The 17,680-nt window shown below is 64.6% G+C and carries 17 protein-coding genes and 1 pseudogene; 10 read left to right on the forward strand and 8 right to left on the reverse strand.

The window, feature by feature from the left end:
• Positions 1-149 precede the first annotated feature (149 nt).
• The 4 genes from HU751_RS14510 to HU751_RS14525 are packed head-to-tail and all read right to left on the reverse strand — an operon-like array spanning position 150 to position 1,815.
• Positions 150-353 carry an SEC-C metal-binding domain-containing protein gene (locus HU751_RS14510; RefSeq protein WP_012313055.1) on the reverse strand — a complete coding sequence of 68 codons (204 nt, stop codon included), beginning with the start codon at positions 351-353 and terminating at the stop codon, positions 150-152.
• Positions 354-360: 7 nt separating this feature from the next.
• Positions 361-837 (reverse strand): LEA/WHy family protein, encoded by a 477-nt coding sequence (locus HU751_RS14515; RefSeq protein WP_186732087.1) that lies wholly within the window; start codon positions 835-837, stop codon positions 361-363.
• A gap of 2 nt (positions 838-839) precedes the next feature.
• Positions 840-1,316: a YchJ family protein gene (locus HU751_RS14520; RefSeq protein ID WP_186732088.1), complete on the reverse strand. Its 477-nt coding sequence runs from the start codon at positions 1,314-1,316 to the stop codon at positions 840-842.
• Between the two features lie 4 nt (positions 1,317-1,320).
• On the reverse strand, positions 1,321-1,815 hold the full coding sequence (locus HU751_RS14525; protein ID WP_186732089.1) for a DUF6231 family protein: 495 nt from the start codon (positions 1,813-1,815) through the stop codon (positions 1,321-1,323).
• A 160-nt stretch (positions 1,816-1,975) separates the two neighbouring features.
• Between HU751_RS14525 and HU751_RS14530 the strand changes: the two genes are divergently transcribed.
• The 4 genes from HU751_RS14530 to HU751_RS14545 all read left to right on the forward strand — a co-directional run bounded on the left by HU751_RS14530 (position 1,976) and on the right by HU751_RS14545 (position 4,602).
• Positions 1,976-2,668, forward strand: a complete 693-nt coding sequence (locus tag HU751_RS14530) for a PA1041 family peptidoglycan-binding anchor lipoprotein (RefSeq protein WP_110738786.1) — start codon at positions 1,976-1,978, stop codon at positions 2,666-2,668.
• An 89-nt stretch (positions 2,669-2,757) separates the two neighbouring features.
• The gene (locus tag HU751_RS14535; protein WP_186732090.1) at positions 2,758-3,477 is read left to right on the forward strand and encodes a PA1041 family peptidoglycan-binding anchor lipoprotein; all 720 of its coding nucleotides are present in this window, start codon (positions 2,758-2,760) and stop codon (positions 3,475-3,477) included.
• A gap of 98 nt (positions 3,478-3,575) precedes the next feature.
• Positions 3,576-3,851 carry a DUF1145 domain-containing protein gene (locus HU751_RS14540; protein WP_050704046.1) on the forward strand — a complete coding sequence of 92 codons (276 nt, stop codon included), beginning with the start codon at positions 3,576-3,578 and terminating at the stop codon, positions 3,849-3,851.
• Positions 3,844-4,602 carry a collagen-like protein gene (locus tag HU751_RS14545; RefSeq protein WP_186713019.1) on the forward strand — a complete coding sequence of 253 codons (759 nt, stop codon included), beginning with the start codon at positions 3,844-3,846 and terminating at the stop codon, positions 4,600-4,602. The genes HU751_RS14540 and HU751_RS14545 overlap by 8 nt, the downstream gene beginning before the upstream one ends.
• A 147-nt stretch (positions 4,603-4,749) precedes the next feature.
• Here the strand turns inward: HU751_RS14545 and HU751_RS14550 are convergent.
• Together HU751_RS14550 and HU751_RS14555 are read right to left on the reverse strand one after the other, a co-directional pair.
• Positions 4,750-6,111 (reverse strand): annotated as a pseudogene (locus tag HU751_RS14550) (IS3 family transposase).
• 801 nt (positions 6,112-6,912) lie between these two features.
• On the reverse strand, positions 6,913-7,377 hold the full coding sequence (locus tag HU751_RS14555; protein ID WP_186735322.1) for a CopD family protein: 465 nt from the start codon (positions 7,375-7,377) through the stop codon (positions 6,913-6,915).
• Between the two features lie 98 nt (positions 7,378-7,475).
• On the opposite strand from HU751_RS14555, the gene dinG reads away from it, so the two are divergent.
• The 5 genes from dinG to pdxH all read left to right on the forward strand — a co-directional run bounded on the left by dinG (position 7,476) and on the right by pdxH (position 14,989).
• Positions 7,476-9,620, forward strand: coding sequence for an ATP-dependent DNA helicase DinG (gene dinG / locus HU751_RS14560; protein WP_050704221.1), 2,145 nt, complete (start codon positions 7,476-7,478; stop codon positions 9,618-9,620).
• 81 nt (positions 9,621-9,701) lie between these two features.
• Positions 9,702-11,930: a beta-galactosidase gene (locus HU751_RS14565; RefSeq protein WP_186735321.1), complete on the forward strand. Its 2,229-nt coding sequence runs from the start codon at positions 9,702-9,704 to the stop codon at positions 11,928-11,930.
• A gap of 169 nt (positions 11,931-12,099) precedes the next feature.
• Positions 12,100-13,245: a serine hydrolase domain-containing protein gene (locus tag HU751_RS14570; RefSeq protein WP_186735320.1), complete on the forward strand. Its 1,146-nt coding sequence runs from the start codon at positions 12,100-12,102 to the stop codon at positions 13,243-13,245.
• Between the two features lie 99 nt (positions 13,246-13,344).
• Positions 13,345-14,322 (forward strand): OmpA family protein, encoded by a 978-nt coding sequence (locus HU751_RS14575; RefSeq protein ID WP_186735319.1) that lies wholly within the window; start codon positions 13,345-13,347, stop codon positions 14,320-14,322.
• 19 nt (positions 14,323-14,341) lie between these two features.
• Positions 14,342-14,989: a pyridoxamine 5'-phosphate oxidase gene (pdxH, locus tag HU751_RS14580; protein WP_186735317.1), complete on the forward strand. Its 648-nt coding sequence runs from the start codon at positions 14,342-14,344 to the stop codon at positions 14,987-14,989.
• Positions 14,990-15,100: 111 nt separating this feature from the next.
• Here pdxH and HU751_RS14585 read toward each other — a convergent pair whose 3' ends face one another.
• Positions 15,101-15,331: a hypothetical protein gene (locus tag HU751_RS14585; RefSeq protein ID WP_050704226.1), complete on the reverse strand. Its 231-nt coding sequence runs from the start codon at positions 15,329-15,331 to the stop codon at positions 15,101-15,103.
• Between the two features lie 148 nt (positions 15,332-15,479).
• Between HU751_RS14585 and HU751_RS14590 the strand changes: the two genes are divergently transcribed.
• Positions 15,480-15,944 carry an outer membrane lipoprotein gene (locus HU751_RS14590; protein ID WP_050704227.1) on the forward strand — a complete coding sequence of 155 codons (465 nt, stop codon included), beginning with the start codon at positions 15,480-15,482 and terminating at the stop codon, positions 15,942-15,944.
• Between the two features lie 72 nt (positions 15,945-16,016).
• Here HU751_RS14590 and HU751_RS14595 read toward each other — a convergent pair whose 3' ends face one another.
• Positions 16,017-17,624, reverse strand: coding sequence for an NAD(P)/FAD-dependent oxidoreductase (locus tag HU751_RS14595; protein ID WP_186735315.1), 1,608 nt, complete (start codon positions 17,622-17,624; stop codon positions 16,017-16,019).
• Positions 17,625-17,680 lie beyond the last annotated feature (56 nt).

Genomic DNA, 17,680 nt, shown 5'->3' on the forward strand with positions numbered 1-17,680 from the left:
GGTAGTGAGCGCGCAGTCGCCGTGCAAGGTGCCGGGAAGCTTTATTTACCAGTGGTAGTGCTGGTGCGTGCAGATCGCGGGTCAAGCCCGCTCCCACGACGATTTGCCGGGGAGCGGGCTTGACCTGCGATGGCCTGATTTGACGTCGATCAGGCGCCGTGGCACTTCTTGAATTTCTTCTCGCTGCCGCACGGGCAAGGGTCGTTGCGGCCGACGTCCTTCAGGGCGTTGCGCACCGGCTCCTGGTGGCCGTGGTTGCAGTGCGGGCCGTGCACATGGCCATGGTCGTGGTCGTGGTGATGGTCGTGACCGTGGTTGCAGTCGGGGCCATGGACATGGGGTTGCTGGGTCATTGCGGGGTTACTCCGGTTGTAGATCGCCGGGGATTATCTCACCCCTTTGCGACAAGTGCAGGTCCCGATGGACGATCAGCCCGGTGGCCAGCTCGCCGCGCAGTTGGTATTGCAGGGGTTGCCCACTCTTGAGCAGCTTCGCCAGGGGCTTGAGGTGCTGCCAGAGGTTGGTGCGCACGGTGATCTTGAAGGTGCGCCGGGCCTGGCCGCCGACGCTGCGCCACAGGCTTGCCTCGTCCTCGGCCAGGAGCAGGTCGCCCAGGCGCACCGAATAGGCCAGGTGGCGGATGAACAGGCGGCTGTCGTTGGGGTTGTCGACCCGCAGGTGCAGGACGAACTCCTGCTGGTGCAGACGCATCTTCACCGGCTCCACCTCGAGCAGGTGCAGCTGTGGCTCGCGCCAGGTGTCGTCGCCCCAACTGGCGCAGCCCGCCAGCCAGCCCAGTAGCAGGCCGAGTGTGAGCAGGCGGGCCAGGGCGCGCATGTTCAACTACCGAGGTAACTGGCGCAGCATTTCTTGAATTTCTGCCCGCTGGCGCAGGGGCAGGGGTCGTTGCGACCGGCCTTGAGCACCACGGTCGGGTCGATGAAGTACCAGCGTCCGGCATGCTGGACGAATGCCGAGCGCTCGCGGTGCTGGTGGTCGCCTTCCAGGTCGTGCCAGCGCGCGGTGAAAGTGACGAAGGCGTGCTCGGGTTGCCCGCCCAGCACCTCGGCGCTTTCCACCTCCAGCCCCAGCCAGGTGCTTTGCGCGCTCCAGGCCGCCATGGCGGCGCGATCCAGCTCGGCCTGCTGGGCCGGCAGGGTGGTGTTCACCAGATAGTCCACCAGGCCCAGCACGTAGGCGCTGTAGCGCGAGCGCATCAGGGTCTGGGCGTCCGGCGCCGGGGTGCCGCTGTGATAATGCCCGCAGCAGGCGTCGAGCAGGTTGCCGCTGCCGCAGGGGCAGATCGAGACACTCATCCGGTCACCACCAGTACTTGCCGAAGTTTTCAGGGTTGGCCCAGAACTTCGCATTGAGCCAGTCCGGGACCTGCTTGTAGTCATGCAGATCATAGGTGAACAGGCTCAACACCTGTTCGTCACGCTGGAATTTCTCGCTGGCCGAGAGTGCCAGCGAATAGAAGTCGGTGTCCTGCCAGCCGCAGGCGTTCAGATCCGCCAGCACCGCGACGCGGCTGGCATTGAGGTTGCGGATACCGCCCAGCAGCTCCAGGCCGGTGCGCTTGGGCAGGTGCTCCAGGCAGTCGACCAGTACCGCCAGGTCGAAGCGTCGGGCCGCCTGTTCGGCGGGGAGCGGACCGGGTGCGGCGAGCTCGATTCGGGTCTCGGGATGGGCGGCGGCGAAGGCCTCCAGGGCCGGGAAGCGGCTGCCCACCAGCAGTAGCTGGCGCGGGGTGAAGCGATCGAGCAGGGCGGCCAGGGCCTGCTGCGGCGTGCGTTGTGAGAAAACCTCGGTCATTGCCATTCCTCGTTCAGGTCGCTCAAGACTAGCGGTCCCAGGCGATCGGGCAAAGAGGCGCGTCGCCACGTCGTGGCTTATTGCTGGCAGAGCGGTAATCGCCGGTCTTTACTCCCAGAGCATCGGTAATGCACCGATTCCCCCTAGGAGAAGCAACAAGATGAGCATAGTACGCACAGCGATACCCCTGGTTCTGCTCACCAGTGTGTTGACTGGTTGTGCAGGTTTGCAGAAAACCGACTGGCCGAAGTGTGCTGCCGTCGGGGGCGTGGGTGGCGCGGCCCTGGGCGCGATCGAAAGCTCCAGTTGGGCCGGCTGGGGCGCGTTGCTCGGTGGCGGCCTGGCGGCCGGCTATTGCTGGGCCCACGGCGATGGCGACGAAGACGGCGATGGCGTGCCGGACAGTCGCGACAAGTGCCCCGGCACCCCGCGTGGCGTGCAGGTCGATGCCAACGGCTGCCCACCAGAGCCGGCACCGGTGGTCGAGGAAGTGGTGGTGCAGAAGGAAGAGGTCATCGTCATCCGTGATGTGCGTTTCGAGTTCGACTCGGCGCGCCTGACCGCCACTGACAAGGAGCGCCTCAACACCATCGCGACGCGCCTCAAGCAAGAAGCCCCGGGCGCCCGCCTGAGCGTTTCCGGCCACACCGACAGCGTCGGTTCCGACAGCTACAACCAGAAGCTGTCCGAGCGTCGTGCCCAGTCTGTGACCAACTACCTGGTCGAAAGCGGCGTACCGCGTGCCAGCTTCGTCTCGGTGGTGGGCGCTGGTGAAACCCAGCCGGTGGCCGACAACGCCACTGCCGATGGCCGCGCCATGAACCGCCGCACCGAGATCAAGATCCAGCGTTGACCGCCGTGCGCCCGCGCCTTGAGAAGTGGCGCGGGCGCGTCTTTACTCCTGTGTGACCGGTAGCGGCCGGTGACACAGGAGCAATCACCATGCGTGTTTTGTCGAAAGCGGCACTGCCGTTGGTGGTGGCGACGAGCCTGCTTACAGGCTGCGCCACCCACAGCGATGGCAGCGCGCCCCTCAATCAAAGGACCTGGCCCATCTGCAGCCTGCTTGGCGGACTGGTCGGCGGCGGCCTGGGCGCCATCGAGAGTTCCACCTGGGCAGCCGGTGCCGGTGCTGCCGGAGCTATTGCCGGTGGCCTGATCTGCTATGCCCAGGATGGCGACGAGGATGGCGATGGCGTATTCGACCGCCGCGACCGCTGCCCGGACACCCCGGCTGGCACCCAGGTCAATCACATGGGCTGCCCGTTGCCGCAGTATCCGGCGTCGGCCCCTCAACCGGAACCGGCGGCAACCCCGGAGGTGATCACGCTCGATGACCAGGGCCAGGTGCTGTTCGCCTTCGACTCCGCCGAGCTGACCCAGGGCGCCCAGCAGCGCCTGCAAGGTTTGCTGCCCAAGCTCAACGACCCCAGCGTGGCCAGTGTCAAGGTCATCGGTTTCACCGACAGCGTGGGCTCGGACAGCTATAACCAGCGCTTGTCCGAGCGCCGCGCCAGCGGTGTTGCCGAGTACCTGATCAGCCAGGGGCTGGCGCCGAACAAGGTGACCAGCCAGGGCCGTGGCGAGAGCGAGCCGGTGGCTGACAACGACACCGATGAGGGCCGCTCGCGCAACCGACGGGTGGAGCTGCACCTGAACTGAACCCCTCTGGCGCATGCCCTGGCAGTAGGGTTACTGTTGCCGGCGCGGCCCGCTCGAACGGGCCGCGCCGACATAACAACAATCCATGGGGGCCGGACATGAAGTTCATCCTGGGCCTGGGCAAGGCTCTGACGGTGGCGTTCTGGGGCGTGGTGCTGTTCAACCTGTTCATGCCGCAGCCGTTGCCGCTCAATCTGCTGATCAATGCCGCGGGTATCGTCCTGCTGTCGCTGCATGCGCTGGAGGTGCTGTTCTTCAATGGCAGCCTGCGCGGACGCAGCCATCGCTGGTTCGACCGCCTGCAGATCCTGCTGACCGGTATCTTCCACGTCATGTCCATCCCCCGTCCGCAGGAGGCGTCGAGCCATGCGTAAATTGATGTTGCTGGCCGCACTGGCCAGCCCCCTGGTCCAGGCCGAAAGCCTGGAGGTCGCCGCCCATTCGATGCTGCGTCTGCCCAACAAGGCGGCCAGCGTGCACCTGGAGCAGTTGCGGGTGGCCGATTCGGCGACGCTGTTGCTGCCGGCGACGCTTACCGAACTGAAGATCGACCGGCTCGAGCTGGGGCGCGATGCGCGGATCGCCATTGCGCCGGCGGAGCGGGACCTGAGTATCGAGGCTTTGAGTGCCTACCTGGGCGAGGGCAGCGAGTTCAGCGCGCCCGGGGCGCCCGGGACCTATGAACGTGCGGCGCGGCCGGGGCGTAACCTGGATCTGCGGTTGCAGGCGCTGGAGGCGGATCGGCTGTCGATCGACGCCCGGGGCGGGGCTGGGGCGCCTGGGTATGTTGGGCTCGATGGGGCCAATGGCAAGCCCGGGGGGTGTACCTGGGGGCAGGCCAGCCGTGGGGCCAATGGTGATGATGGTGGTAATGGGCATGATGGGGCTTCCGGCGGGCGGGTTCGTCTGGCGGTGCCGGAAGGGTTTGCGCAGGAGCGGATTGTGGTGAGGCTTGATGGTGGTGCGCCGGGCAAGGCGGGGGCTGCTGGGAAGGCTGGTTTGGGTGGGGCTAGTAAGGGGTGTCTGGTTTATCGGACTGATGCTGGGGGGAATGGGCGGCCTGGGCAGGCCGGGCAGCCTGGGTTGGCTGGGGGCTCGGGGGAGTTGATTCTTCAGCGGCTTTGAGTTTCTTTGGCTTGGTTGTTTGGTTGTTTGGTTGTTTGGTTGTTTTAGTTGGTGTTGAGGGTTGTATGTGCATTCATTTGTGATGTCGACGCTTATTCACCTTTCCGCCCTTACGTGAACTGACCCCCGAAAGTTGGACAGGGTACGCTATGGGTTCAGCGCTTGGGTCCGAAATTGTACCGGACTCAAGCCATTTAGTCTGAGACTGATGCGTTCTTGGTTGTAGTAAGCGATGTAATCCTCTAGCCCTGATGCCAGTTGTTCAACACTCTCAAACGATTCCAGATAAAAGAACTCGCTCTTGAGCGTGCCAAAAAAACTTTCCATCGCGGCGTTGTCCAGGCAGTTTCCCTTTCGCGACATGCTCTGCTCGATATTCTTCCCGGCCAACATGTGCCGGTAAGCTGGCTGCTGATACTGCCAGCCTTGATCGGAGTGCAATATTGGTTTGTCATCTTGATTCAGCCGCTCAAAGCTTGCTCCAGCATTGTCGAAACCATCCTGAACTCAGGGCGTCGGTTGATCTGATAAGCGAGGATCTCGCCGTTGTACAGGTCCATCACCGGCGAAAGAAATAGCTTCTGGCCCTTTACCTTGAACTCTGTCACGTCGGTTACCCATTTTTGATTAGGGGCCTGCGCCTTGAATTCACGCTTGAGCAAATCAGATGCAACAAGCCCCTCGGAGCCTCGATACGAGCGATATTTCTTCACTTTGACTAGCGATTTGAGGCCCATCAACTGCATCAGCCGCTGCACCGGGCTTCTTGTGATTGATCACCTCGGCATTGTGCCCAAGAACCGCAGTGATACGGCGGTAGCCATACCGCCCCTTATGCTGGTGATAGACCCTGTCGATGCGTTCCTTGAGGGCAGCATGCCTGTCGGTCTGCAACACTTTGCTTTGGTAGTAAAGGTACTGCGTGCCAGGCCTGCAGCGCGCAACAGAGCGAGTCGATGCTCACGCCTTAATCCTTGGACAGCTTGCGTTTTCTTGCCTGCGCAGTGCGTGGGTCCGCTTGGATCAAGGCATCGAGCTTTTTAGATAGGCATTCTCCGCGCGCAGATATTCCAGCTCTTCGAGCATTTGCTCAGGCGTGAGCTCACGATCCGAAGGTGCAGAAGGTCCTGCGCTGGATTGCTTTGATGGCTTGCGGGGCATGTTTAACTCTCGGGCACGGTTCGGATGAAGGGCTTCTATTCCGCCTTCATCGTACAGCCTTTTCCATTGCCTGATGCTGCTCGGCCCACGGATATCAAACCTTACGCATGCTTGCTGAGCAGACAGCCCGTCTTGCTCGATGCATTGCAAAACCTTTAATTTGAACTGAGCATCGTAGTGACTGTACTTGGGAATCAAACCGGCTGCGCCGTGTTTCTCATAGCCCTTTACCCAGCGGCGCAGCAGCGAAGGGCTCAGCTCATGCTTCAGTGCCACTTCATGAACACTGCGGGCAGAAAGGCACTCTTCGATGAGTGCCTGCTTGAGCGCCAGGTTGTATTTCGTCATGGAACACCCTCCAAGGGATAAGGTGTCCAACTTTCGGGGGTCAGTTCAACGGCGGGTAACTTTTTGAAGGATCAAAAAGTCACCAAAAAATCCTCGCTCCATTCATCCGGCCCTCCGCTTCGCTCCGGGTTCCCTCACTCCGGCCTTGCTCCCGGGAGGACCGCGCTGCAGGGCCCATCCTGGGCCCCAGCGCTTGACGGGCATCCATGCCCGTCACCTCCCTCCGCAAGTCCTGCGTTCGGCCTCCTGAAGTCGCGAAGTTACGAGCGGCGCCTGGACTGGCGCAGCTGTCGCTAGTTTAAATCTAATTAATCTCTCGATCGCATCGCGGGGCAAGCCCGCTCCTACACGACAGTCGCCGTTATATATAACCCTGTAGGAGCGGGCTTGCCCCGCGAAAGGGTCGGAACAGCCAATATATAACTAACTGTCAACCAACTAACTTCGCATCTCTTGCTCTTGCTCTTGCTTCTAAGCGCGCAATAGTCCAGGCAACACCAATTGCGACTTCAGGAGGCCGAGCGGAGTTCTTGCGGAGGGAGGTGACGGCCATGGATGGCCGTCAAGCGCTGCGCCCCAGGATGGGGCGTTCAGCGCGGTCCTCCCGGGAGCAAGAACGGAGCGAGGGAACCCCGGAGCGAAGCGCAGGGGCCGGATGAACGGAGCGGAACGGTTTTGCCTACTTTTCCCTAGAGAAAAGTAGGTCGCCGTAAAGGCGAAAAGGTGACTAAATGTCGACATCACCTACGAATGCGCATACAAAAACCAAAACAATCACCAAGGAGCCAGAACCCGAACCCCTCAAACCCAAACCCGCGAACTAGCCACCCCCACCACCAACACCCCAATCAACAAATTAACCCCCACCAACCGCCGAATCCGCCCCAGCACCCCAGCCCCCGAAGCCCAATCCCCAGCCTGCACCGCCGTCCGCAGTTCAGGCAGCAACAAAGACTGAATCCGCATGAACAACGCAAACATGACAATCCCCCCGCCAATCATCACCTGCACGTAACGAGGCGCGGTCTCGAACCCGGCAAACCGCAGGTGAATCATCCCGACCCCGCTGACAGCCAACACCGCCACAGCCAGCCAGACCCATCTGAAGAACCGCTGGAAAACCTCCACCCACAACCGCAGCCGCGCAGGCCCCTCCAGCGCGGCAACCGTTGCCGGCCGCAGCACCAGCCAGGCGAAGAACATCCCCCCGACCCAGACAAGGGCGGCCAGGACATGCAAGGTGTAGGGCAGGGCAAAGGCAAGCATCCGGATCTCCATGCGGCACAAAGGGCAATAGCGGGGTATGATAGCCGGCCCATGCGAAACACTGAAAATATATCCAGCCCTCCGGGCGCCTGCAGACCATGATCAGCAACGAACTCAAAGCCACCATCCAGGGCGCCTACTCGCGTTTCCTCGAAGCCAAAAGCCTCAAGCCACGCTACGGTCAGCGCCTGATGATCGCCGAAGTGGCCAAGGTGCTCGGCGACATCGCCTGCGACGACGACGGCCGCCGTGCCGGCGAGCCCGCCGTGGTGGCCGTCGAGGCCGGCACCGGTACCGGCAAGACCGTCGCCTACAGCCTGGCCGCGATCCCCGCGGCCAAGGCCGCCGGCAAGCGCCTGGTGATCGCCACCGCGACCGTGGCCCTGCAGGAGCAGATCGTCTTCAAGGACCTGCCCGACCTGATGCGCAACAGCGGGCTGAACTTCAGCTTCGCCCTGGCCAAGGGCCGCGGCCGCTACCTGTGCCTGTCCAAGCTCGACGTCCTGCTGCAGGAAGGCCATGCCCAGTCGGCCACCGCCCAGCTGTTCGAGGAAGAAGGCTTTCGCATCGAGGTCGACGAGCGCAGCCAGAAGCTGTTCAACAGCATGATCGAGAAGCTCGCCGGTAATCGCTGGGACGGCGACCGCGACAGCTGGTCCGAAACCATCGAGGACCAGGACTGGGCTCGCCTGACCACCGACCATGGCCAGTGCACCGGCCGGCATTGCCCGAACTTCCAGCAGTGCGTGTTCTACAAGGCCCGTGAAGGCATGGGCAAGGTCGACGTGATCGTCACCAACCACGACATGGTCCTGGCCGACCTGGCCCTGGGCGGTGGCGCCGTGCTGCCCGACCCGCGTGACACCATGTACGTGTTCGACGAAGGCCACCACCTGCCCGACAAGGCCATCGGCCACTTCGCCCACTATTCGCGCCTGCGCTCCACCGCCGACTGGCTGGAGCAGACCGCCAAGAACCTGACCAAGCTGCTGGCCCAGCATCCGCTGCCGGGCGACCTTGGCAAGTACATCGAGCAGGTCCCGGAGCTGGCGCGGGAAGTCCGCACCCAGCAGCAGTTCATGTTCACCCTCTGCGAGCAGGTGGCGGATTTCCGCGCCGGGGAGGACATGGAAGGCCGTGATCGTCCGCGCTACCGTTTCGAAGGCGGGGTGGTGCCTGAGCAGATCCGCGAGGTCGGCATCGAGCTCAAGAAAGGCTTCGCCCGCCTCAACGACCTGTTTACCCGCCTGGCCGACCTGCTCAAGGAAGGCATGGACGGCGAGAACAACATTGGTATCGCCAGCCACCAGGCCGAGGAGTGGTACCCGCTGTTCGGCAGCCTGGTGACCCGCGCCCAGGGCAACTGGGAGCTGTGGACCGCGTTCACTGCCGAAGACCCGGAAGACAACCCGCCCATGGCCCGCTGGCTGACCCTGGCCGAAAGCGGCGCGCTGTTCGACATCGAGGTCAACGCCAGCCCCATCCTGGCCGCCGAGATGCTGCGCAAGAGCTTGTGGAACGTCGCTTATGGCGCCCTGGTGACCTCGGCGACGCTCACTGCCCTGGGCAAGTTCGACCGCTTCCGCATGCGTTCGGGCCTGCCCCGCGACGCAGTGCAGTGCGTGGTGCCCAGCCCGTTCGTGCATGGCGACGCCGGCCTGCTGCGGGTGCCCGACCTCGGCGCCGACCCGCGGGACGCCACGGCGCACACCGCGGCGATCATCCGCGAGCTGCCGGGCATCGTCGAGGACGCGCGTGGCGCGCTGGTGCTGTTCTCCTCGCGCAAGCAGATGCAGGACGTGTTCGACGGCCTGGACCGGGACTGGCGCAAGCTGGTGCTGATCCAGGGCAACCTGTCCAAGCAGGAGACCCTGAACAAGCACAAGGCGCGGGTCGACGACGGTCAGCACAGCGTGCTGTTCGGCCTGGCCAGTTTCGCCGAGGGTGTCGACCTGCCGGGCGCCTACTGCGAGCACGTGGTGATCGCCAAGATTCCTTTCGCCGTGCCGGACGATCCGGTCGAGGCCGCGTTGGCCGAATGGATCGAGGCCCGTGGCGGCAACCCGTTCATGGAAATCGCCGTGCCCGATGCCTCGCTGCGCCTGATCCAGGCCTGCGGCCGGCTGCTGCGCACCGAGCAGGACCGTGGCGTCATCACCTTGCTCGATCGCCGCCTGGTTACGCAGCGCTACGGCAAGGCTATCCTCAATGCGCTGCCACCTTTCCGACGGGAAATCGGCTGAGTGCCGGAGCAAGACGCACAACCCGTTGTCCATTACTCGATTGCGAGCCCATGACGGGCTCCGAAGGAGAGTCATCGCCCTATGATCCGCCGCACCCTGCCTGTCGTGTTCTCCCTGTTGTTCAGTGCGCCCTTGCTGGCCGGGCAACAGACGTTGTTCAGCTTCGTGCGCCCGGCCTCGGTGGTGAATGTCCTCACCCAGGACGCCAGCCTGCCGCAGTACAACGCGGAACAGACAGCCGAAGGCGAAGTGTTGCGGCGGGTGGTGTTCAACCCGGTGGCGCAGCCGGCCCTGCGCCTTGCACCGCAAGGCGGAGCGTGGGACTGGAGCGCCGGCCAGGCACTGACCCTGCGCCTGCAGAGCGGGATGGACTGGGCGCTGACCGTCGATGTGACGGTGCAAAGCAGCGACGGGCGCACCCTCACCAGCCGCATCGACCTGCCGGCCGGGCCCGCGCAGACCGTGATGATTCCGCTCAAGGCCAGTTCGCCGCTGAGCCAGGGCATGCGCGCCGGGCCACCCATGCCCTGGACCTTCGAGGGGCAACGCCTGCTGCTCACCAGCAGCGAAGGCGCCGTGGACCTGGCGCAGGTCACTTCGATCAGCCTGAGCATTCCCGGCCCCAAGGTGGCCCAGAGCCTGTTGATCGAGAAAGTCGGCCTGCAGGATGACGACCAGGCGTTCAAGGCCGCCTACAGCGAATTGATCGATGCCTATGGGCAGTCGACTCGGGGCCGCTGGCCGGAGAAGATCGTCGGTGATGAGCAGCTCAAGGCCGCCGACAACCGCGAGCAGGCACAACTCAATGCCTGGCTGGCCGAACGGGACAAGCTCAAGCTGGATACCTATGGCGGCCTGCTCGCGGGGCCGACGTTCGAAGCCAAGGGCTTCTTCCGCACCGAGAAGCGCGACGGGCGCTGGTACTTGGTGACGCCCGACGGGCATCCGTTCTATTCGCTCGGCGTCAATGCCGTTGCCGCCGATGGCGGGCGCACTTATGTCGCCGGCCGCGAAGGCATGTTCAAGGGCTTGCCAGGCGAGGGCGAAGCCATGAACGCCTTCTACGGCGAAGGCAACAACGACGACGGCAATGCCTCGTCCCAGGGCCGGGGCTTCAAGCAAGGGCGCTGGTTCGATTTCTATGCGGCCAACCTGCAGCGCACCTATGGCAAGCCTTGCCCGCAGGATGGCACGGCCTGCCCGGCGCCGGCCCTGGACGCCCAACGCTGGCAGGCCCACACCCTGGACCGCCTGCAGGCCTGGGGCTTCAACACCCTCGGCAACTGGAGCGACCCGGCCCTCGGCCAGGCCAGGCGCCTGCCGTACACCTTGCCGCTGTCGATCGTCGGTGACTACGCCAGCATCAGCACCGGCATGGACTGGTGGGGCCGCATGCCCGATCCGTTTGACCCGCGCTTCGCCATGGCCACCGAGCGTGCCGTGGCCATCGCCGCCCGGGATCACCGCGACGACCCCTGGCTGATCGGTTACTTCGCCGACAACGAACTGGCCTGGGCCGCCCCCGGCAACGATCCCAAGGCACGCTACGGCCTGGCCTACGGCACCTTGCGCCTGACCACCGATGTGCCGGCCAAGCGCGCGTTCCTCAAGCAGCTGCGCGACAAGTACCGCAACCAGCAAGGCTTGTCCAAGGCCTGGGGGATCGAGCTGACTGCCTGGGAACTGATGGAAGACCCGGGCTTCGAGGCGCCCTTGCCCAACCCGGAGCACCCGGAAATCGAGCGCGACTACCAGTATTTCCAGCAGGTGTTCGCCGAAACCTATTTCAAGACCATTTCCGATGCCCTGAAATGGCATGCGCCCAACCATTTGCTGCTGGGCGGGCGCTATGCGGTCAGCACGCCCGAGGCGGTGCAGGCCTGCGCCAGGTTCTGCGATGTGCTGAGCTTCAACTTCTATACCTTGAAGCCTGAAGACGGCTACGACTTCGCCCGGTTGGCCGAGCTGGACAAGCCGGTGCTGGTCTCGGAGTTCCAGTTCGGCTCCCGCGACCGTGGCCCGTTCTGGCCAGGCCCGCTGGAGGTGGCTCGCGAGGAAGACCGTGGCCCGGCCTACGCCAACTTCCTCAAGGCCGCCATGGCCCAGCCGATGATCGTTGGCGCTCACTGGTTCCAGTACTTCGACCAGCCGGCCAGCGGCAGGCTGCTGGACGGCGAGAACGGCCACCTGGGCCTGGTGGCCATCACCGACGTGAGCTACCCGGGCTTCGTCGAGGCGGTGCGCCGGAGCAACCTGCAGAGCCTCACGCAGCTACGCACCGAACTTGACAAGCCCGCCCCCAAAAAATGAGTGCTGTCCCTGGCAGCGCTTTCGTGGGAGCGGGCTTGCCCCGCGATAGCGTTCCACCAGGGAACAAGGGCGCCCCTGGCAACCACCCGACCATATCCAGTTTGCAAATCGCCCAACTACTGAAACAATGCACCCCTTTGCAAGCCAGGTCGTACAGAGAGGTAGTCGGGTGCAGATCCAGGGTCACTATGAGCTGAAGTTCGAGGCGGTGCGCGATGCCTTCGCCGCGTTGTTCGAGGATCCCCAGGAGCGTGGTGCCGCATTGTGCATCCAGGTCGGCGGCGAGACCGTGGTCGACCTGTGGGCTGGCAGCGCCGACAAGGACGGCCGCGAGGCCTGGCACAGCGACACCATCGCCAACCTGTTCTCCTGCACCAAGACCTTCACCGCCGCCACCGCCCTGCAACTGGTGGGCGAGGGCAAGCTGGCCCTCGATGCGCCGGTGGCACGCTATTGGCCGGAGTTCGCCCAGGCCGGCAAGGAGCAGGTCACCCTGCGGCAGTTGCTCAGCCACCGCGCCGGCCTGCCGGCCATCCGTGAGCTGCTGCCAGCCGAGGCGCTGTACGACTGGCAGGCCATGGTCGATGCCCTGGCCGCCGAAGCGCCCTGGTGGACGCCCGGCAGCGAACACGGTTATGCGGCGATCACCTATGGCTGGCTGATCGGCGAGCTGATCCGTCGCGCCGACGGTCGTGGCCCGGGTGACTCGATCGTGGCCCGCACCGCCCGGCCATTGGGGCTGGATTTTCATGTCGGCCTGGCGGACGACGAATTCCATCGCGTGGCGCATATCGCCCGCGGCAAGGGCAACCCCGGCGATGCCGCGGCCCAGCGCCTGCTGCAGGTCACCATGCGCGAGCCCGAGGCCCTGTCGACCCGGGCCTTCACCAACCCGCCGGCGATCCTCACCAGCACCAACAAGCCCGAATGGCGGCGCATGCAGCAGCCGGCGGCCAATGGCCACGGCAACGCCCGCAGCCTGGCGGGCTTCTATGCCGGCCTGCTCGACGGCAGCCTGCTGGAGTCCGAGTTGCTCGACGAACTGACCCGCGAGCACAGCCTCGGCCAGGACCGCACCCTGTTGACCCAGACCCGCTTCGGCCTGGGCTGCATGCTCGACCAGCCAGAAGTGGCCAACGCCACTTTCGGCCTTGGCGCACGGGCGTTCGGCCATCCCGGCGCGGGCGGTTCGGTCGGCTTCGCCGACCCCGAACACGACGTGGCCTTTGGCTTCGTCACCAATACCCTGGGACCCTACGTGTTGATGGATCCGCGTGCCCAACGCCTGGTGCGGGTCCTTGGCAGTTGCCTTTGATCGGGTAACGCGGGTATTGCCCGGACCCTTTGACTATCCTCAATGCCAACGCCTGACGCGTATGGGCAAAATTTCTTTCTATTTCATGGTGTATCGCTGATGTCTTCACATAAAACCTTAGCACTCGCCCTGTGCCTGGCCATGACCGGCTGCGCCAGCCATTCCCAGGACGCTTCAAAGGACAGTGGCCTGAACTGGTGGCCCTTTGGCTCGGACAAGGTCGCCGACAAGGAAGTGAAGGAGGCCGTCGTCGAAAACGTCGCCAAGGCCGATGCCAAGTCCGAAAGCGCCAGCCGCTGGTGGTGGCCGTTCGGTAGCGACGAGAAAAAGGACAAGGTCGCGGCGGTGCCGAAGATCGACCAGAAGGCCACCCAGGCCTGGCTCGACCAGTACGAGCCGAAGGTCCGCGAAGCGATCAAGGGCAGCAAGTTCGAACTCGAACGCCGTGAAGATGTGCTGGCGGTGACCATTCCGGCAGACAGCTCCTACAACCCGGACCGCCCGAACATGCTGCTGCCGGCTACCCTCGGTCCGATCACCCAGGTGGCCAAGGCCATCGAGACCGACACCAAGACTGCCGTGCTGATCCTCGGCCACGCCGACAGCAGCGGTGCCACCGCCGCCAACCAGAAGCTCAGCCTCGAGCGTGCTGCTTCGGTGTCGGCGATCTTCCGTCTCAGCGGCCTGCAGCGTGACCGCCTGATGCTCAAGGGCATGGGCTCGGTGATGCCGCGCGCCGCCAACGACAGCGCCGAGGGCCGCGCCCTGAACCGCCGCGTCGAGCTGCTGCTGACCCCGCAGAACACCATGGTCGCGTTGCTGGCCAAGTACCAGCAAGCCGCCCCGGCTCCGGCTCCGGCGGCGATGGTCGCCACCCAGGATGCCAAGGCCCCGGTGGCCAAGCCAGCCGTCAAGGCCGCTGCCAAGCCGGCTGCGAAAAAACCGGCCGCCAAGGCCAAGGCGCCGGCCAAGGCCAGCACCGCCGCGAAGAAGAAAGCCGCTCCGGCCAAACCTGCCGCGAAGAAGGCCGCCACCGACAAGAAAGTCGCCGCCAACAGCCCTGCGAAGACCAACTGATCGTCAAGGAAACGCAGTCATGACCCAATCCCTGGCCGATATGCGCCGCGACTACACCCGTGATGGCCTGGCCGAAGCCCAGGCCCCGGGGGAGCCGTTCGCGCTGTTCCACCACTGGTTCGCCGATGCGGTGAAGACCGAGCAGCTACCGGTGGAAGCCAACGCCATGACCCTGGCGACCGTCGACGCCGATGGCCGTCCGCATTGCCGGGTGCTGTTGCTCAAGGCCCTCGATGCCCGAGGGTTCACCTTCTTCACCAACTACGAAAGCGCCAAGGGGCAGCACATTGCGGCTAACCCGTTCGCGGCCATGACCTTCTTCTGGCCGGCGCTGGAGCGTCAGGTGCGGATCGAAGGGCGGGTGGAAAAGGTCACGGCCAAGGAGTCGGACGATTACTACCAGGTGCGTCCTTTAGGCAGCCGCCTGGGCGCCTGGGCGTCGCCGCAGAGCCGGGTGATTGCTGACCGTGAGGAACTGGAAGGGTTGGTCAAGGCCACCGAGGCGCGCTTTTCCGACACCCAACCGCATTGCCCGGAACACTGGGGCGGCTATCGCCTGGTGCCGGAGCGTGTCGAGTTCTGGCAGGGGCGAGCCAGCCGCTTGCATGACCGGCTGAACTACCGGCTGGTCGATGGCCATTGGCTGCGCGAGCGTTTGGCGCCCTGACATCTGGGGCCGCTGCGCGGCCCATCGCGGCACAAGGCCGCTCCTACAGGAATCGCGTAACCCCTGTAGGAGCGGCCTTGTGCCGCGATGGGCTGCAAAGCAGCCCCAGCATTACCGATACCCCGCCGCCTCCCGCTCCAGCCACGCCGCCAACTCCTTGCGCCGCACCTTCTCGACCCGCGCCCGCTCCAGCAACTCGAGCATGAAATCCCGCTTCGCCGGATCCTCCCCGGCCAGCGACAGCGCCAGGTCCCGGTCCATCCAGCGCCGCATGCGCACATACAGCCACCCGTGAAAATACAGGCCGGCGATAGTCACCACGACGACGATGAAGTAATCCATGGCTATCCTTGGTCTCACGTAAAAGGTCCGCCACACAGCCGGCATAGGCTGTACCTGGGCTGAATGAAAACAATTTTATAACGTTTGCGCCGTGACACTTGTCAAGGCGCGGAGTCTAATGGACACCTGTCTTATGGAGATTGACCCCATGCGTAAATCCGCTTTGCTGCTGGCCAGCTTCACCACCGTGTCGCTGCTGCTGGGCGGCTGCCAGTCGTCGCTGACCGGCGACAGCTACTCCCGTGATGAGGCCCGCCGCGTGCAGACCGTGCGCATGGGTACCATCGAATCTCTGCGCCCGGTGAAGATCGAAGGCACCAAGACCCCGATCGGTGGTGGCGCCGGCGCCATCGTCGGTGGTGTCGCCGGCAGCGCCATCGGTGGCGGCCGTGGCAGCGTCGTGGCTGCGGTGATCGGTGCCGTGGCCGGTGGCCTGGCAGGTTCCGCCGCCGAAGAGGGCCTGACCCGCACCCAGGGCGTCGAGATCACCGTGCGTGAAGACGACGGCAGCATGCGCGCCTATGTGCAGCAAGTGCAGCAGAACGAGGTTTTCCGCGTGGGCGAGCGTGTGCGCATCATGACCGTCGATGGCACCAGCCGCGTCACTCACTGATCGCCGTACAAAAGAAACCCCGAACGGGCCTGGCCTGTTCGGGGTTTTCTTTTGCCTGTAGCCGCGATCGGATTACAGGCCGAGCATGTCCCGCGCCACCGCTTCGGCGATACGGATGCCATCCACGCCGGCCGAAAGAATGCCGCCAGCGTAGCCCGCGCCTTCGCCCGCCGGGAACAGGCCCTTGAGGTTGAGGCTCTGCAAGCTGGCATCACGGGTGATGCGCAGCGGCGACGAAGTGCGGGTCTCGATGCCGGTCAGCACCGCGTCGTGCAGGTTGTAGCCCTTGATCTGGCGGTCGAAGGCCGGCAGCGCCTCACGAATCGCCTCGATGGCGAAGTCCGGCAGGCTCGGGGCCAGGTCGCCCAGGGTCACGCCCGGCTTGTAGGACGGCTCGACGCTGCCCAGCGCGGTGGACGGCCGGCCTGCGACGAAGTCGCCCACCAGCTGCGCCGGTGCCTGGTAGTTGCTGCCGCCCATCACGTAGGCATGGGCCTCCAGGCGTTCCTGCAGCTCGATGCCGGCCAGCGGGCCGCCCGGGTAGTCGCGCTCGGGGTCGATACCGACAACGATACCGGAGTTGGCGTTGCGCTCATTACGCGAGTACTGGCTCATGCCGTTGGTGACCACGCGGCCCGGTTCGCTGGTGGCGGCGACCACGGTGCCGCCCGGGCACATGCAGAAGCTGTAGACCGAGCGACCGTTCTTGGCGTGGTGCACCAGCTTGTAGTCGGCGGCGCCGAGTTTCGGGTGGCCGGCGTACTTGCCCAGGCGCGCCTTGTCGATCAGCGACTGCGGGTGTTCGATACGGAAACCGACCGAGAACGGCTTGGCTTCCATGAACACGCCCTTGGCGTGGAGCATGCGGAAGGTGTCGCGGGCGCTGTGCCCCAAGGCCAGCACCACATGCCGCGAGTGCAGCTGTTCACCGCTCTGCAGTACCACGCCGGTGAGCTGTTCGCCGTCGATCAGCAGGTCGGTAACCTTCTGCTCGAAGCGTACTTCACCGCCCAGGGTGATGATTTCCTCGCGCATCTTCTCGACCATGCTGGTCAGGCGGAAGGTGCCGATGTGCGGCTTGTTGATGTAGAGGATCTCGTCCGGCGCGCCGGCCTTGACGAACTCTTCCAGCACTTTGCGGCCGTGGTGGTTCGGGTCCTTGATCTGGCTGTACAGCTTGCCGTCGGAGAAGGTACCGGCGCCGCCTTCGCCGAACTGCACGTTGGACTCGGGGTTGAGCACGCTCTTGCGCCACAGGCCCCAGGTGTCCTTGGTGCGCTGACGCACTTCCTTGCCTCGCTCGAGCACGATTGGCTTGAAGCCCATCTGCGCCAGCAGCAGCCCGGCGAAGATGCCGCAGGGGCCGAAGCCGACCACGATCGGGCGCGCAGGCAGCTCGGCCGGGGCCTGGCCAACGAACTTGTAGCTGACGTCCGGGGCCACGCCGATCTTGGCGTCGCCTTCGAAGCGGCGCAGCAGTTCGTCTTCGTTGCTGGTTTCAAGGTCGATGGTGTAGATGAACAGCAGCTCGCTGTTCTTCTTGCGCGCATCGTAGCTGCGCTTGAACAGGGTGAAACCGAGCAGTTGCTCATCGCTGATGCCCAGGCGCTGGACGATGGCGGCGCGCAGCTCGTCGTCGGAGTGGTCCAGGGGCAGCTTCAGTTCGGTGATTCGTAGCATGGCAGGGTCCAGTATCCCGGCCATGGGCGGCCGGCGGCTTTACACAAACCGCCAAG

This window comes from Pseudomonas peradeniyensis (genome assembly GCF_014268935.2).
In the GTDB taxonomy this organism is placed as follows: domain Bacteria; phylum Pseudomonadota; class Gammaproteobacteria; order Pseudomonadales; family Pseudomonadaceae; genus Aquipseudomonas; species Aquipseudomonas peradeniyensis.

Bases quoted from the DNA above. Each gene is read 5' to 3' on its own strand.
- HU751_RS14510 (WP_012313055.1), bottom strand. From the start codon at position 353: ATGACCCAGCAACCCCATGTCCATGGCCCCGACTGCAACCACGGTCAC.
- HU751_RS14515 (WP_186732087.1), bottom strand. From the start codon at position 837: ATGCGCGCCCTGGCCCGCCTGCTCACACTCGGCCTGCTACTGGGCTGG.
- HU751_RS14520 (WP_186732088.1), bottom strand. From the start codon at position 1,316: ATGAGTGTCTCGATCTGCCCCTGCGGCAGCGGCAACCTGCTCGACGCC.
- HU751_RS14525 (WP_186732089.1), bottom strand. From the start codon at position 1,815: ATGACCGAGGTTTTCTCACAACGCACGCCGCAGCAGGCCCTGGCCGCC.
- HU751_RS14530 (WP_110738786.1), top strand. From the start codon at position 1,976: ATGAGCATAGTACGCACAGCGATACCCCTGGTTCTGCTCACCAGTGTG.
- HU751_RS14535 (WP_186732090.1), top strand. From the start codon at position 2,758: ATGCGTGTTTTGTCGAAAGCGGCACTGCCGTTGGTGGTGGCGACGAGC.
- HU751_RS14540 (WP_050704046.1), top strand. From the start codon at position 3,576: ATGAAGTTCATCCTGGGCCTGGGCAAGGCTCTGACGGTGGCGTTCTGG.
- HU751_RS14545 (WP_186713019.1), top strand. From the start codon at position 3,844: ATGCGTAAATTGATGTTGCTGGCCGCACTGGCCAGCCCCCTGGTCCAG.
- HU751_RS14555 (WP_186735322.1), bottom strand. From the start codon at position 7,377: ATGCTTGCCTTTGCCCTGCCCTACACCTTGCATGTCCTGGCCGCCCTT.
- dinG (WP_050704221.1), top strand. From the start codon at position 7,476: ATGATCAGCAACGAACTCAAAGCCACCATCCAGGGCGCCTACTCGCGT.
- HU751_RS14565 (WP_186735321.1), top strand. From the start codon at position 9,702: ATGATCCGCCGCACCCTGCCTGTCGTGTTCTCCCTGTTGTTCAGTGCG.
- HU751_RS14575 (WP_186735319.1), top strand. From the start codon at position 13,345: ATGTCTTCACATAAAACCTTAGCACTCGCCCTGTGCCTGGCCATGACC.
- pdxH (WP_186735317.1), top strand. From the start codon at position 14,342: ATGACCCAATCCCTGGCCGATATGCGCCGCGACTACACCCGTGATGGC.
- HU751_RS14585 (WP_050704226.1), bottom strand. From the start codon at position 15,331: ATGGATTACTTCATCGTCGTCGTGGTGACTATCGCCGGCCTGTATTTT.
- HU751_RS14590 (WP_050704227.1), top strand. From the start codon at position 15,480: ATGCGTAAATCCGCTTTGCTGCTGGCCAGCTTCACCACCGTGTCGCTG.
- HU751_RS14595 (WP_186735315.1), bottom strand. From the start codon at position 17,624: ATGCTACGAATCACCGAACTGAAGCTGCCCCTGGACCACTCCGACGAC.